The organism is Cyanobacteria bacterium GSL.Bin1, assembly GCA_009909085.1.
In the GTDB taxonomy this organism is placed as follows: domain Bacteria; phylum Cyanobacteriota; class Cyanobacteriia; order Cyanobacteriales; family Rubidibacteraceae; genus Halothece.
Window position 1 is genome coordinate 73,700 of the sequence record JAAANX010000065.1, and the last position, 15,653, is coordinate 89,352.

A 15,653-nucleotide genomic window follows, 5' to 3' on the forward strand; every position below is an offset into this window, starting at 1 on the left:
ATTAGCGCACACTGTTTAATGTAGGCTGATTTATAGAATAATAGTGTTCTGCCGCCACCTGATTGAGGAGGAGGATGAGGAGAGCATCCCCACAGAAATCTAACATACCAGTTTTAGGAGCTTTGACCAAGCGAAAGTGAATTCAGACAAAATTATAAACTCCCCTGGTCCAGAAAAAGGTTTTGTCTTCTTGACATCAAGGATAATCGAGAGAAATCATGGCTTGGAACTGGGTGTTTTCTTACCATCATTATTCCCCATTGACTTGGCGAGAATGATCTAACTTTCCTATGGCGATCCGATTTCTTTCGGAACAACTTTTTTGATTGATCAATCCAAACTTTAATCTGAATCAGTGCCGAGGGTTTTGCGAGGATTGCTGGTTTTGTGCTTAAATGCAAAAGCACTTGCAGTTCAATCAAGTTATGCCTCAATTTCCCAAATATGCCCTTGTTCACGAATGGCTGACACCCAAAGCTACAGGTGGATCAGAATTAGTAGTTAAAGCAATTCTCCAACGAATTGATGCTGATCTCTATGCTTTGATTGATTTTGAATCCACAAACCCGGAGAGTTATCTTTATGAGCAAAAAATTGGGACAACTTTTCTACAACATTTCCCCTTAGCGCGTAATGGGGTGCAAAAATATCTACCCCTTTTACCCTTCGCAATTGAACAACTGGATCTCCACGAATACGATATTATCCTTTCCTCTTCTCATGCGGTTGCTAAAGGGGTGATTACCAGCCCCTACCAAACCCATATCTGTTACTGTCACACCCCCATGCGCTACGTTTGGGAACTGACATTTGAATATCTCAAACAAAGTAAAATTGGGACAGGAATCCCTGGGATCTTGACTCGCTATCTCCTTCATCAGTTGCGCCAGTGGGATGTCATTAGTGCCAACCGAGTTGATTACTTTATCGCCAACTCCCACCACACGGCAAAGCGAATTTGGCGATGCTATCGTCGCCCTGCAGAAGTCATTTATCCCCCAGTTGATATCCAACGCTTTTCTTTTCAGGCTGAGAAAGAAGACTTTTACTTGACGGTTTCGCGCCTCGTTAGTTATAAACGAATTTCTTTGATTATTGAAGCCTTTAACCAACTGCAACGCCCGTTAGTCATTATTGGGAGTGGACCTCAATTTTCTGAATTACAAAAACAAGCTCAACCTAATATCAAACTTTTGGGAACCCAACCCAATGCAGTGGTAGAAGACTATTTAGCCAAAGCTAAAGCTTTTGTTTATGCCGCTTGTGAAGATTTTGGTATTGCGTTAGTAGAGGCCCAAGCCTGTGGTACACCTGTCATTGCTTATGGTGCAGGGGGGGCAAAAGAAACAGTAAAAGATCTACAAGCGTATCCAGACACAGCAACAGGGTTACTGTTTTCTCCACAAACCTCCTCTGCATTAGTAGAAGCAGTAGAAATGTTTGAATCGAAGCAAGAGAAGCTAATTCCTGAACAAATTTATCAACATGCCACTCGCTTTTCAACTCAGCAGTTTCATACTGCTTATTGGCAGTTTATAGAAACAACTCAAAATGGGTAAAGTGAGAATTTATACTTTATTTTGGGTTTGACTTAGGATTTTAATTAAATCAGCTCTCTTTGTCTTACTATAACCTTTAATTCCTCTTTTTTTAGCCATTTGCTTCAATTCTTTAGCATTAAACATTTCTAAGATATTTGTATCAGTAATAATTTCAGGTAAAGGCTCTGGTGTCACATAAAAAACTTCCTTAAATATTTTTAATTTGCTACCTCGTGTAATGCCACATTTCAATTTAGTGACATCATTTAAACTTTCTCGCCAATAACGACGGGGTGCTTCGTCGATGCGACTACTCGCTTTAGCAACATTAACACCTTTTAGAGAGGTTACAGGACGATGAACCAAATATTCAAGGCCTAGTTTAATTTCATCAAAGCTTGCTGTTGCTAAATTAATTTGAGGAACTTTTTCGTGAGCTAAAAGTTGCGAAGCTTCAGTAGTTGCAGGAGAATTATCAGCAATAATACACCAAACTTTGTCTAACCCCGCTTGTTCTGCAACTGCATAAGTAAAAGCATTACCAATGACTTGATATTGATCTTCTCCCGTTTGCTTCACAATAATTGGAAGCCAATTTCGACTATTGGCTTGATTGACTGCTTGAGCGGCACCATAAATTAAAAATTCCGAGACTTCAACGGGTTCATTAAGTTCAAGTTCATCAAAGTACAGATACATTAAAGACCCAACTTCTTGTTTCATGAGAGAAAATACTCCTTAGCGAAAGATTTGTAGTAATTAAATGCAATTTTATATCTATAAACAGCTGGTATTCCATAAAATGCAGCTTTTGCTATGTAAGCATAATAAGGAATTTCATAAATTTCTGAATTTCTATGACCTTGGGTGGTTTTAGGAAAAAAGTAGGGTCGTAAATCAACTCCTTTTTTACTTTTAGTTTCTTTTATCAGTTGAAAGAGTTGCTCTCTAGCTTGTTTTCGCTGCGCCTCTGTTATGTTTTCGCCATTATAAAAAATCGGTAAAGCAGTAGGATTAGCAACATCAATCGCATCATCAAATGCTTCGCGATGCTTTTTACCTACTTCATCAAGAAAGTCTGTAATCACTTGTTGGGCATTTAAAAGAGAAGCAAAATTATTATGCTTAGTTGGAAGAAGAACTACATCAGCAGCAATAATTGTTTCTTGACTAAAAAAATTCCAGCTAGGGGGAGCATCAATTAAAATGTAATCATAATCATTTCTAATATTTTTTAAGACGTTACGTAAACGACCTCTAGTGACTTCTGACAGTAACTCATTCTGTTTTTCGTTTTTCTCCATAAAAGTTTCATCAGCAGGAATGATATCAAACCCAGTTTCTGAACCTTTTTTATTAGCAATACGATAAGGGTAAATAGCCTTTTCAATTTTATAAGTTCTATAATTCTTCAGACACTCATAAAGTTTGTGTGTTCCCGGCTTTGCCTTTAAGATCTGAGTTAAATCTTTTTGGTTCGGATCAAAATCAATGACTAAAACCTTGTGATAAATCCCTAAATAGGCTGCTAAGTTAAGGACAGTTGTTGTTTTCCCAACCCCTCCTTTGTTGTTGTAGATAGTAATCGTCAGGGCTTGGGCTGGATCATCAATAATCTTTTTGAGTTGCTGAAATTTCTCATCGATATTATCTGCTTTCAAACGAATTAACTGGGTGACCGGATAAACGACTTTACGATGTTTGCGAAAGAGTTGAATGTAATCAGCATTCGTAATAATTCCCCATTTGGCTGTTTGGCAATTGACAGCACTGGGAGCTAAGTAACGCTTAATTTGCTTAACGGTCTTTTTATATTCCCCATTGGCAAGATTCACGTCCCGCCCTTTTACTTCAACAATAAGAAAAGGGTTTTTCGGTGAATAAAAAAATAAATCTTCATCTGTATTTCTACGTGCTGCAAAGTCGACAGCTTGACCTCCTACACCAGTAGAAAACTCTGGATATCGCTCATTTTGAGTAAAGCCTAACGCTTCAAGGAATGCAGGTATAAAACGATGAGAGATAATTGTTTCAGGTGCTTCTTCTGGAAGGGATAAAAGGGCTTGCTTTAAAGGTGAGTCAGACATAACTCAAACAATAATTATGTATTAGTTGTGCGTAAAAACACAGAAAACAATGAACTTAATTTACAATCGTATTGTAGTAAATTTGTGTCTGATCTAGCTAGATATTGCCAGCAAACCTCAGTAAAAAATCGTTTTAGAGTAATCCAAGAAAATGATCATCCAGTAGCTATAGGCTGCTTAGGGAAATTTCAAGACATTATGGATGGTTTATTTGTTGCAGCACTCTTAGTGATTTTCTTGCCTGTTGCTTGTTGCCTATTCCCTCCCTTCAAGCAGCCAAATGACTTTTCCAGCAGACCCTAGATTATGTTTATATCAATGAATTGAGTTGATTTATGACAGGTAAATCGGGGCGTTGGGACCCAAAGGTAAGTCAAAAATCAGCCATAAGAAAAATAGCGCCAGCCAACTGACTAGAAACAGAAGGGAATAAGGTAACATCAGGGCAATTAACCGCCCAATTCCCAACTCTGGATCGTATTGCTGTCCAAAGGCAATGACTACAGGAAAATAGGGCATTAGTGGGGTGAGAATATTGGTACTGGAATCGCCAATGCGGTAAAGGGCTTGAATAGCTTCGGGCGAATAGCCGACCAGCACTAGCATACACTGATTGACCACTCATGAGAATTATTCTCATTCTGGGAACTGCTCTTGTTCAGTTAAGTCACTTTACAATATAAAGTAGTTGATATACGGTAATCTTTAATTGAGGATGGCTAAACAGCAGATCAACTTTCGCATTGATCCAGCACTTTTACAAACCATTAAAAATCGGGCGCAGAAAGAAGGAATTCCTTACACCCAGTGGATTAGAAATGCTTGTGTATCCCAATTAGCAGTGGATCCTGTGATCACGATTGATGAAGAAATTGATCTTTACGCGCCTACTGCTATACATTATAGTGAAAGCAATATACAGTATAGTGATACGACTTTACAAAGTGATATACAGGATTGGGAACAAACAGAAAGTGAGCACACCCCCATTACCCTTGCCGACACGGTTCCGCAAGCCAAAGCAGAAAATACCCTCCAAGAGCAGATTAACCATCTCAAGACTCGTTTGCGATGGGAAAGCCGATATCGTCAGACCTTAGAAACTCAGGTTTATTACCTCAAATCAATGCTAATGAATACAGTATCAGATCTCAAACAGAAAATCGCCTCCGTTGAGAAGCGCTTACCGACGAACAATGATGATGAGATAAAGAGTAACGACTAAGCCAACTTAACCCGCTCTAGTTCCCTTCTTAACTCGTCTGCTTATGATTAATCATTTTCTTGATTAGTTGCGCGTCGATCAAAGATCGAGCCGTCAAGCATCGCTGCTGAGTTCTTTTTGTAACGTCGGTGGGGGTTGGCTGGGTTCAAAGAGATAACTGGTATGAGTGCCATTAGGATACAAAAAAGTACAAACCACTGACACCTCAGGATTATATTTCACAATCATCTGCTGAATCCCTGCTTCTTTCCAATCACTCAGCATCAAGGGAATGAGACTGATGGGTTTATACATTAATTGCCACTGTTCTAACTGAGTCCCTTCATTTTCTAGTTGTCGTAATAAGACCAAGGTTCCTTTTTCTTGGAACTCACAGTAATATTTGTAAGCAACTGCCCCTAAATAGTCAGCATTGGCTTCAATAATCGCAAGTTGCTGTTGTTTGGATTCTAATTGCTCTGCCATGGCTTCTCAAACCGTTAATTTACTTTTGGTGCGGGTGCATCACTACTAGCGGGGAGTTCAGAAAAACGAGAGGAAAAAACTTCAAGATTTAAGTCTGTATCTTCTCGATTAGACAGCGATCGCTGCACTTTTCCTAAGTATAAGGGCTTAGAAACCCCCTCTTCCGGGTGAATTACCGTTCGCGCCCGAATCGTCATCTGATTGTCGCTGCCGCCTAAACGTCCGTAAGAATAAAGATCGGCACTCGCTTTGCGCAAACTAGCTGCCACTTCCGACTCAGTAACCGTGGGAGGGAGTTTAATCACCACTTCGGAACCGCCGTTATCATAAACCACAGAAAATGACACTGCTCCCGGTACATCAGTATAGCTAAACAATCCTAACGATAAACCAAACAACCCGGCGGTAAGAACCCCCATAAAACCAGTAATTCCCACTAGCCGGAACCGGAATCCCCAGTTAAAAATAAAGGCGATGAGGGTGAAGACAAAAACAGCAGCCGTCAGAATTGCCGACCACTTAATATAAACAGTAAAATCAGTGTTCATTATCGAAAGAAAATTAGTTATTAATTGTCCATCCTCTATTATTAACGTGAGGGCTTCGGAAACTCAACCACATTCCGTTGATGATTTTCAATAGCAACTCTCACCAAGAGCCCAGCTAAAAATAAACTTGCTAGCATTGAGTTTCCACCATAACTGAATAAAGGTAAAGGCAAACCGGTTGTTGGTAAAGAACCCGTTGCAACGCCGATATTAATCAAAGATTGGCCCACCAAAAAGATGACCACTCCAATTGCAATTAAGCGGTGGACCGTTTTTTGGGCTTGCTGGGCAACGATTAAACCGACGGTCATGAAACTCGTAATTAAGGTCAATAAGACGATACAACCGACAAAGCCAAATTCTTCTGCAAACACCGCAAAAATAAAATCGGTGTATTGAAACGGCAAGTAGAATAACTTTTGTTGAGACAGACCTAAACTGGTCCCCCAAACGCCCCCAGACCCAATGGCAAGTAAACTCTGAACCAATTGATAGCCATCTCCTTGGGCTTGCAACCAAGGATTCATGAAGGAGGTCACTCGTTTCAGTTGGTACTCTTGAAAATAAATACTGATCGAAGCTAAACCGACGCCACTTGCAGCAACCATTGCTAAATACTGCCAGCGAATCATTGCCGCTAAAGCAATTAACCATAAACCCATGCCACATAAAGCAGTGTTACTCAAGTTAGGTTGAATTAAAATTCCCCCTAAAACAATCGCAAATGTCCCGAGCCAAAAGACTCGCCAACCATTGCTTAAACGAGACCAGCGACTGAAAAGAATGGCACTTTGCAAAACGAGAAAGGGTTTAATCAGTTCTGACGGTTGTAGTGATATGGGACCGAGATTGATCCAACGTCTCGCACCATTAATCGGCTCAAAGAATTGGGTAGCAAAGATTAAGACGAGGAAAATAAAAAGAGCATAAGGAGCAACTTTTAAAACCGAAGAGAGCGGGTTCCGGGTCACCCACTTGAACAGAAGAAGTCCCAAATAAGCCCAGATGACTTGTCGTTGAAAGTAGTAGAGTCCATTACCATGCTCAACATTAGCAATCGCATAAGAGGCGGAAAATAAGACAACTAAGCCAATGAGAAGCCAGAGAAACGTTAACCAACGGAGTAAACGAGCTGGAATTCCCCAACTCGCGATTTCGGGATTAAAAAATGGAATCCAGTACTTCAACACGAGAGATCACTCCTACCCAACAACTTGAGCCAATCTTAGCAAAAAAGGGAATTGGCACGATCAAGGATTCACCCCTTATCGTTGAAAAGGGCTTTTTCGGTTGAAATGAAAGAATATGATTTATTTACAGTTGACCATTATGGCGTTCATTTGGGGAGGAACCTTTATCGCCGGACGGATTGTTGGGGAAAGTGTCGGAGCGTTTACCGCTGCCTTAACCCGCTTTACCATTGCTAGTGTTTGTTTATGGTTTATTACCCAGAGGTGGGAAGGTAAACTCCCTCTTTTAAGGCGAGAACAGTGGCTGCCAGTCCTAATGCTGGGCTTATCAGGGGTCTTTTTCTATAATGTGTTTTTCTTTTTGGGATTACAAACGGTGAGTGCGAGCCGTGCGGCTTTGATTGTTGCCCTCAATCCGATCGCGATCGCGCTGGCTTCTACCATTGTTTTCAAGGATCAATTATCTCCCCTGAAAATCTTTGGCATTACCCTTTCTCTGATCGGTGCCACGATTGTGATCAGCGAAGGGAACCCCACTGTTCTTCTCTCTCAAGGTTTACAACTCGGCGACCTCTTTCTCATTGGATGTTTATTTAGTTGGGCACTTTACACCATCGTCGGCAAACAAGTGATGAGCAACTTATCACCTGTGGTGACTGCCACCTATGCTTGCCTAATTGGCGCAATTTTACTGCTACCCTTTGGTTTGTGGGAAGGGTATCAAAGTGATTGGTTGCTTCCCTCACCGAAAGCCTTATTTGCCCTCGCCTATTTAGGCATATTGGGGTCAGCTTTGGGCTTCTGTTGGTACTATATTGGGGTGCAACGCATCGGTGCCTCGCAAGCCGCAGTGTTTATTAATTTTGTCCCTATTGCCGCTACAATTTTAGGGGCATTAATTTTGTCCGAACCAGTTACTTCAACGTTAATTACGGGGGGTGGGTTAGTCATTACTGGTGTCATTTGCACTAACCGTGCGGGTTAGAAACTGGCAGAAACCCCTCTCTGAAACTCAATCAACCCATTGATTGATCGGCTTCCGCACCGCTAGAAGCGAGTGAAGAGGCAAAAGGGAAGCAAAGATTCTCCTTATTTGCTCTGTCCCACCTCAACCCATGATTTCAAAGTTGACAGAGGACTAGTCCTGGCTTGTTCTGACGTTGTCTGTAGGGTGAATCCCCGATTGGACCTGCCATAAAGCCGTGTAAATTCCGTTCAATTCTAATAAGTCTTCGTGCTTACCCTGTTCCACAATTTGACCCTGATCCATCACATAAATATGGTCACAATGGCGAATGGTGGAGAGGCGATGCGTGATCGCGATCGTGGTACGGTTGTGTGTGATGACGTCTAAGGAACGCGCAATAGCAGCTTCGGTTTCATTATCAACCGCTGAGGTGGCTTCATCTAAAATTAAAATCGGTGGGTCTTTGAGTAAAGTCCGCGCAATGGCAAGGCGTTGTCGCTGTCCACCCGAAAGTTTTTGTCCTCGTTCCCCGACAATGGTGTCATAACCTTGGGGTAACTTTTGAATAAAGTCATGGGCTTCGGCAAGTTTGGCCGCGTGAATAATTTCGTTTTCAGTTGCATCAATCTGACCATAGGCGATATTCTCAGCAACAGTTCCCTGAAAAAGAAACACATCTTGGCTTACCCAACCGATACAACGGCGCAAATCATAAATATTCAGGGTTTGGATATCTTGTCCATCAATGAAAATCTGCCCCTGTTGCGGTTCGTAAAAGCGCAGCAGTAGCTTCACTAGCGTACTTTTCCCCGAACCAGTCGCCCCCGCAATGCCAATACTTTGTTTGGCCCCAATGTGGAGAGAAAGGTCTTGAAAAACGGGGTGCTGACCAGGATAAGCAAACGTTACGCGATCCAGTTTAATTGCTCCTTCCACTGCTTCCACTGGAAAGGGTTGATCCCCAGTGGCAATCGCGATTGGTGTATCTAAGACATTCATGACTCGATAAATCGAAGCCATCGCCCGTTGATATTCATCCATGAGTTCACTCAACTGGGTAAAGGGCCATAAGAGTCGTTGGACAATAAAGACAATAAAGCCGTAAGTTCCGGCTGAGAGTTCCCCATTCGAGACGGCTAATCCGCCTAAAAATAAGGTTGCGGTGAACCCCATTAAAATCAAAATCCGAATCGAAGGGACAAACGCCGCACTTAAAGCAATCGCTTTGCGGTTACTCTGGCGGTAGGCTTCACTTTCTTTTTTAACGCGATCGCGTTCGTAAGTTTCTGCGGTAAAACTTTTAATGGTTGCAATCCCAGAAAGGTTATTACTGAGGCGACTATTGATTAATCCCGCTTTATCCCGCACCTCTGCATAACGAGGGGCGAGCATTTTTTGAAACGCGATCGAGCCCCACAACACAAAGGGAATCGGTAACATCGCTAGCCAAGATACCCCAGGGGCTAAGGCAATAAACGTTCCCCCCACAAATAAAATCGTGGTGAAAAAGCGGAGGAGTTGATGCGCCCCAAAGTTCAAAAATCGTTCCAGTTGATTAACATCATCATTGAGAACCGCAAGGAAAAAGCCTGTACTCCGTTCTTCAAAATAGCTCAACTCTAGCTCTTGCAAATGGCTATAGGTTTCGACGCGCAGTTCATGTTGCAAGGTTTGGGCAAGGTTACGCCACAAGCGGCTGTAAGCATATTCTGTGAGCGATTCTAAACTCCAAATCAAAAACGTGATTAAAGAGACCACAGCCAGTTGAGCGGGTATGCTGGTGAAGCCGAGGCGTGCAATTAAAGAATTTTCTTCTTGCACGACCACATCAATGGCAATCCCAATCAAATAAGGGGGGGCGAGGTCAAAAATGGTGTTGAGAATGGAGCACGCGATCGCGCCAGCCACTTGAGCATGATAATCGCGACTATAACGGAAAAGGCGGGATAAGGGATGAGTAGCAGGAAACATCAGTATTGTTGAGAAAAAAGTAGCCAAACCGATTTTAACCAACGGTCAGAGATTGTAATCCTCTTTTTAGACTAGGGAGAACGGGCTGCTACTGTCTAGACTAAAAACGGCTTTTTTTGCTCCCTAAACGGACTTTTACGAGCGCGATCGCGCTCCGTTTTGCTCAAGTCTCGATCTTCATGGTCAGAGGAAGGCGATGCCCGAAGGGCAGTAGCTTTGCTACATCGCGCTATAAACTTGTTAAAGGTTGGGGTCGGGAATCTCACGGAGTGACAAGCATCCTAAAGCTCCTGTTGTATGAGTTTCATAGCTCTCAACCCCCTTTGAGAAAAAGCCAATTTATTCGAATTTAATCTCATCAATTCCTCAACCCAATCTCGGACAAACCCCTGAAAAATCACCCAAACTTGTCCATATAAACCCAATATAAATTTACTATTTTTGCTGAGCACCTGCTTCACTTTTCTCAACAGCCAGACTAAAATGATCAAATGAGATAGGATGAGTATTCCAATTTGAGTTAGGATATTTTCTTACTCCAGTTTGACGAAATGGAATGTTATATTCAAATGCTATAGCTCATTATTGTTTTGCTCCTCTTCCAACAAATGAATCGATAAATCATCTAACACTTTGTTAGCAGCAATGGGACCGCGCCCAATCCAATATCCAGGAACCGGATAAACGTTTCCCGCTTGCACGGCACCCAATTGTGACCAGAGAGGGTCATTTTGTAAGCGTTTATAAGCACTTTCAGCGTCGTTGCCTAAACTCCAAACAAAGATGACATCCCCATCGGCGGCATCAAATCGTTCCCGAGAAATATTAATCCATAAATTATCTTTATCCTGACTCGGTGGACGAGATAAGCCGACATCTTCGAGAATACCGCCGACAAAGGTCTCCTTTTGATAAAGGCGCAACCCATCAGGAAACACACGCACCACAGAAACTTCAATTTCGGAAGGGTTTTCAAGGCGCGACCCGAGGTCTGCTGCACGTTGATTGTACTGATCGAGCAAGGCTTGTCCTTCCTTGGGTTTCCCTACTGCTTCGGCGGTGAGAAGGAGTTTCTGTTTCCAAGCACTGGTTCCACTTTTTCCTAATAAAATCGTGGGTGCAATCTGATTGAGTTGGTTATATACTGCTTCGACATTTTTCCCGCCGATAATTAAGTCGGGGTTGAGTTGGGTAATAGTTTCTAGATTTTGTTGGGTGGGAGAAAGTTTTTGCGTTCTCTCGGTCATTTGATCGCGCAGATGGACGGGAAATTGCCCTGTATTTTCATTAATTAATGCAGCGATCGGTTCTACATCCAAGGCGAGAACACTATCGAGAGCGATATTATCTAAAGCAATGACTCGCTCAGGATTGATAGGAACTGCCGTTTCTCCTTTCGTATGAGTGACCATCCGCGCCGGATCAGGGATGGGTCGATTGAGGGTTTGGTTATTTTGGCATCCTGTGAGACTCAAAAGTCCCAGCAGGAAAAGCGATACGGTCAAAGGTCGAAGCATGATCTACCAGCTCAGTTGATATTGCAAGCTAATGGTACGTCCTAAAGCAGCAGCATATTCTCGGTTTCGGTCTTGGGTTTGGGAGTCAACTGGGAAGTATTGGTTATCTAAAAGATTTTGTACGGCTAAGGTGAGGGTTCCGTTACCAAGTTGCAAACTGCTAATCCAGTCGAGGGTGGTGTAACTTTCGATGGGGAAGGGATCAATGGGATCACCGTCAATGTCTTCTTCAAAGGCGCGATCGCGCGAACCCACAATTAATAACTGCAACCGATTCGACCAAGTGGGTGTCGTTTGATTTTGCACATACAACCCGACTTTAATAGGTTGAATATTCTCTGTACTCAAAGGAACAAAGTCATCAACACCATCGGGGCTGCTGTCTCCTTCCACCCAAGTGAAATTCCCGCCTAACTGCCATTGGTCATTGACTTGATAATCGGCTGTCGCTTCAATGCCATAAGTGCGCGTCGGTTCACGATTCGAGGTTAAAAAAGAACCATCCTCGCTCGATCGTTCATTTTGTCCCAATTCGGAGTAAGTAAAGAAACCGGCTAAGGAAAACTGCACTTGTTCCCAATTGCCACGAACCCCAATCTCGTAATTATCAACAATGATTGGCTGAGTAACATCAATACTTTCATCCACAACTACGGGTCGTGTATTCACAGAAAACGGTAGGAAGCGCAGAAAACGGCGAAAATCTGGAGCAGAAAAGCCTTGAGCAAAATTCGCAAAGACACTGATTTCCTCAGTGACATCATAAATGGCTCCCACATTAAAGACCACATCATCAAAACTGACTTGACCCCCTGTTACTTCATCGGGAATCGCTTCGCCAGCAAAGTCGATATCGCCCAAGACATTAAAATCATCCACTGACATATTAAAGCGTTCAAACCGTAATCCCCCACTGAGGGCGAGTTTTTCTGTTGCTTGCCAATCGAGTTGACCAAACGCACCAAAGGTTTCTAAATCGTAAGGCGGGGAGAAAAATTCCTCATCCACTTGTATCAATTCATTGCCACCACTGCTATCAAAGGCGTTTGCATCAAAAATATCTAAGGGTTGTTCAATGGATTCATCCGCGTAATCGACCCCCCACAGTAAATCTAAGTTATTACTTAAAGGCGTTTCAATATCCAAACGAGCGCCTATTTTTTCGGATTCTGTAACCGTGCGAGAAACGGATTCAAAAATCGTATTTCGGTTATCAACTGGAATTGTAAGCGTTGTGGATTCTTTATAAAAGGCTTGTAAATCAAGCTGACTCCCCCAAAGATCATCATGGGAGTAATTGACGCTTAGGGTTAAATCTTCGCGACCGGGTAAATCTTCTAGTTCTAATTCTCCCGAGGCTTCTAAGGGCTGCGCTTTTGTGCGTTCATCCAGATTATCCACACTGGGATCGGAAATTGTGGGTGGATCTTGCTTGTCATCAAAGTAATTAACCGTTAACTGCAAGCGCTGGTTTGGGGTGAAATCAACGCCAGCTTTGGCAAGAATATTGAATGTTTCTAGGTTATCTAATCCTTGGGAGCGACCGACAGGGATAATATCGCCTTCGGCATCAAAGCTATTCCCGCTTTCTTCGTAGGATGCGGCGAGCAGATAATCAAATTGCCCGACTTGACCGGAGAAAAATTGCTCGACCCCTGCACCAAAACTCTGCTCAACATCAGACAGAGACAGGCGAGGACCAATAGACACGGTCGTCCGAGCCGTAAAAACTTCTTCCGGTTGACGAGTAATAATGTTAATAATGCCACCACTAGCTTCTGCCCCGTAAATAGAACTAGGACCGCGCACCACTTCTACGCGTTCCACTGCATCGGGGGCAATACTGCGTAAATCCTGAAAGACACTGAGGTTACTATCTACAGGAACGCCATCAATTAAGACAGAGGGTTCCCGACCGCGCAACTTTTGTGCTCGATTCGAGGCAGTTTGACTGGGGGGACCTAACCCTGGAACCGTATTCCCTAAAATATCAGGAAGGTTATTCGACAGTTGCGACTGTTGTTCAATTTCTTCTCGGCTAACAACTGTGGTGGAACGAGGAATGTCGCTGGCTTCTTCTTCTGTTCGTGTTGCGGTCACCACCAGTTCAATCACACCATCTTCAGTGGCACTTTCTTCCGGTGCCGGTGCAGCAAGCGTTGGTGCTGCTTCTGGCGTTGGTGAGGGAGATGTCGTTTGGGCTAAACTGCCTTGTTCGGGAAGATTCACCGCGAGTCCTTCGGGAGTTGATTCAATGTTTACTTCTGGAAGTGTGGTTGCCCCACGGATAATGACACGAATACTGTTGGGATATTTCTGAATCACCCTAATTTCAGCAATTTCAACAGAGGGATCGGAGATTTGAGCGCTGTCTCCTTCTGTTAACTGTAATTGCGTATCAATAATGTCGATGAAAAGGGTATCTTCTCCCACTGGCGTTTGGAAGGTTTGTAGGGGTTCTCCTGTTGGCGTAATGAGCAATAGCTGGAGGTTATTTTCACCTTGACTTTTGACTTGGATGTCAGTAACGGGAGAAGGCGCAGCATGAACAACACTGGTTACTAACATTGATGTAATCGGAATTACGGCATAACCAAGAAGGGATTTTTGAATCAGATTCACTGTTATCTTATTAAAAGCTAATGTCAATTATTGGTTGTCACAGTCTCTCACTATATCACTTGAGAAATCTTTTTAATAATAAAAATCAAATGGGTTGAATTTTACGAAGTAACGCTGAGTTGAGAGACTCTAAAAAATCCCTTCCGCCGCTTCTTGCCATTCGTCTAACTGGGTGAGTCTTTTTTTGCCTCGGCGTGGTTGCCCCAAATCCTCTAAAGCTGTTTGGGCTTTTTCTAACTGACTGCCCAGTACAAATCCTCAAGGTTGACAATCGTTTCTCGGCCCAAAGTTGGACATAACTCAATCGATGGTCAGCCATCGAGGTGATGCTTATCGGTTCAGACATAGAGAATACCTTAACCGAATGGATGCCCTTGGACAATCCCAAGTCCTTTTTGGGCCACTGTTCGCGAAAGCCAATAATGATCAGAAGGGGGTTGATGTCGAATGATTTCTCACGTATCCAAATTCTACTCACACCTCGCGTTAAAAAAAGACCTCTGCAGTTTTTCGTCTGGAAGTTGAATCCTTGGTGAGTTCCTCATTTTTTTTGTAGCAGTTAAAGTAGTTGCGCGATCGCGCTATCTTTTGAGTTACGCAGTAGGGTTTGCCTCGCCCACGAAATATCAAGGCTTATCGCATTTACTCATCAGAATTTGATAACGTATTTTGATAGTCATTCTAATTCAATTCCTGAGTGTAACTGTTTCAATCACTGTCCAATTTTGACCAATCAGATTAGGTAATTAAATATGACTGCTGCTAAGCCCACTTCTATAACGTTGGAAGAGTTTCTACAGTTACCAGAAACGAAACCGCCAAAGGAATATATTGGAGGAGAAATTATCTCAAACCCCATGCCAAAGAGTCGCCATTCTCGACTTCAGGGAAAGTTAATTTATGCGATTAATGAAGTCACAGAAGCAAGAGAAATTGCTTATGCCTTTCCAGAGTTACGCTGTACCTTTGGCGGGCGTTCAATTGTTCTTGATATTGCCGTATTTTGTTGGGAATCGATTCAGGTTGATGAGCAAGGAGAACCGTTAGATAATGTTATGGTTGCACCAGATTGGAGTATTGAAATTCTTTCTCCCGATCAAAGTGCTAATCGCGTTACTGGTAATTTATTGCACTGTTTAAAGCATGGTTCTCAGTTAGGTTGGTTAGTTGACCCAGATGATCGCTCAGTTCTTGTTTTTCAACCGCAAAAACAGCCAGAAATATTTTATCAGCGCGATCGCGCACCGGTTTTAGAGGAGATTGATTTAAATTTAACGGTTGAAGATATTTTTAATTGGTTAAAAATGAAAACAGATTGAGTGGATCGAGGCATAGGCAGCGCGATTACCTGGGTTGGCTGATTAATCCCAAACAAAAAACAGTAGAAAGCTATTGCCTGCAAACAGGAACAGAAATTCTCAATGCGCCTTCTTCTCTGTCTGGGGAAAATATTTTATTCGGTTTTACTCTAGATTTAAAGAAAATTTGGTCATAACTGTAATCGCGCTATCAATATGCTA

At 42.6% G+C, this 15,653-nt stretch carries 14 protein-coding genes; 5 read left to right on the top strand and 9 right to left on the bottom strand.

Going from position 1 to position 15,653, the window contains the following annotated elements:
• The first annotated feature begins 425 nt into the window (after positions 1-425).
• The gene (locus tag GVY04_08095; GenBank protein NBD16097.1) at positions 426-1,559 is read left to right on the top strand and encodes a glycosyltransferase; all 1,134 of its coding nucleotides are present in this window, start codon (positions 426-428) and stop codon (positions 1,557-1,559) included.
• 9 nt (positions 1,560-1,568) lie between these two features.
• Here GVY04_08095 and GVY04_08100 read toward each other — a convergent pair whose 3' ends face one another.
• From GVY04_08100 to GVY04_08110, 3 genes are all read right to left on the bottom strand, one after another.
• Entirely contained in the window at positions 1,569-2,264 is a 696-nt protein-coding gene (locus GVY04_08100; protein NBD16098.1) for a transcription termination factor rho family protein, read from the bottom strand.
• A complete protein-coding gene (locus GVY04_08105; GenBank protein NBD16099.1) occupies positions 2,261-3,628 on the bottom strand; it encodes an AAA family ATPase in 1,368 nt (455 codons plus the stop codon). The genes GVY04_08100 and GVY04_08105 overlap by 4 nt, the downstream gene beginning before the upstream one ends.
• Before the next feature lie 333 nt (positions 3,629-3,961).
• Positions 3,962-4,234 (bottom strand): hypothetical protein, encoded by a 273-nt coding sequence (locus tag GVY04_08110; GenBank protein NBD16100.1) that lies wholly within the window; start codon positions 4,232-4,234, stop codon positions 3,962-3,964.
• Positions 4,235-4,343: 109 nt separating this feature from the next.
• On the opposite strand from GVY04_08110, the gene GVY04_08115 reads away from it, so the two are divergent.
• Positions 4,344-4,853, top strand: a complete 510-nt coding sequence (locus GVY04_08115) for a hypothetical protein (protein ID NBD16101.1) — start codon at positions 4,344-4,346, stop codon at positions 4,851-4,853.
• A gap of 93 nt (positions 4,854-4,946) precedes the next feature.
• Here the strand turns inward: GVY04_08115 and GVY04_08120 are convergent, their stop codons facing one another.
• Genes GVY04_08120 through GVY04_08130 form a run of 3 tightly spaced genes read right to left on the bottom strand, consistent with a single transcriptional unit; the run spans position 4,947 to position 7,056 of the window.
• On the bottom strand, positions 4,947-5,318 hold the full coding sequence (locus GVY04_08120; GenBank protein NBD16102.1) for a hypothetical protein: 372 nt from the start codon (positions 5,316-5,318) through the stop codon (positions 4,947-4,949).
• A gap of 14 nt (positions 5,319-5,332) precedes the next feature.
• Positions 5,333-5,866, bottom strand: a complete 534-nt coding sequence (locus GVY04_08125) for a hypothetical protein (protein ID NBD16103.1) — start codon at positions 5,864-5,866, stop codon at positions 5,333-5,335.
• Between the two features lie 41 nt (positions 5,867-5,907).
• On the bottom strand, positions 5,908-7,056 hold the full coding sequence (locus tag GVY04_08130) for an FtsW/RodA/SpoVE family cell cycle protein (protein NBD16104.1): 1,149 nt from the start codon (positions 7,054-7,056) through the stop codon (positions 5,908-5,910).
• Positions 7,057-7,171: 115 nt separating this feature from the next.
• On the opposite strand from GVY04_08130, the gene GVY04_08135 reads away from it, so the two are divergent.
• A complete protein-coding gene (locus tag GVY04_08135; GenBank protein NBD16105.1) occupies positions 7,172-8,041 on the top strand; it encodes an EamA family transporter in 870 nt (289 codons plus the stop codon).
• Between the two features lie 153 nt (positions 8,042-8,194).
• On the opposite strand, the gene GVY04_08140 is transcribed toward GVY04_08135, so the two are convergent.
• From GVY04_08140 to GVY04_08150, 3 genes are all read right to left on the bottom strand, one after another.
• Entirely contained in the window at positions 8,195-9,994 is a 1,800-nt protein-coding gene (locus tag GVY04_08140) for an ATP-binding cassette domain-containing protein (GenBank protein ID NBD16106.1), read from the bottom strand.
• Between the two features lie 572 nt (positions 9,995-10,566).
• The gene (locus tag GVY04_08145) at positions 10,567-11,511 is read right to left on the bottom strand and encodes an ABC transporter substrate-binding protein (protein NBD16107.1); all 945 of its coding nucleotides are present in this window, start codon (positions 11,509-11,511) and stop codon (positions 10,567-10,569) included.
• A 3-nt stretch (positions 11,512-11,514) separates the two neighbouring features.
• Positions 11,515-14,133 carry a TonB-dependent receptor gene (locus GVY04_08150; protein NBD16108.1) on the bottom strand — a complete coding sequence of 873 codons (2,619 nt, stop codon included), beginning with the start codon at positions 14,131-14,133 and terminating at the stop codon, positions 11,515-11,517.
• Between the two features lie 752 nt (positions 14,134-14,885).
• Between GVY04_08150 and GVY04_08155 the strand changes: the two genes are divergently transcribed.
• Positions 14,886-15,452: a Uma2 family endonuclease gene (locus tag GVY04_08155; protein ID NBD16109.1), complete on the top strand. Its 567-nt coding sequence runs from the start codon at positions 14,886-14,888 to the stop codon at positions 15,450-15,452.
• The gene (locus tag GVY04_08160; protein NBD16110.1) at positions 15,449-15,628 is read left to right on the top strand and encodes a Uma2 family endonuclease; all 180 of its coding nucleotides are present in this window, start codon (positions 15,449-15,451) and stop codon (positions 15,626-15,628) included. Before GVY04_08155 ends, GVY04_08160 begins: the two co-directional genes overlap by 4 nt.
• The last annotated feature ends 25 nt before the right edge of the window (positions 15,629-15,653 follow it).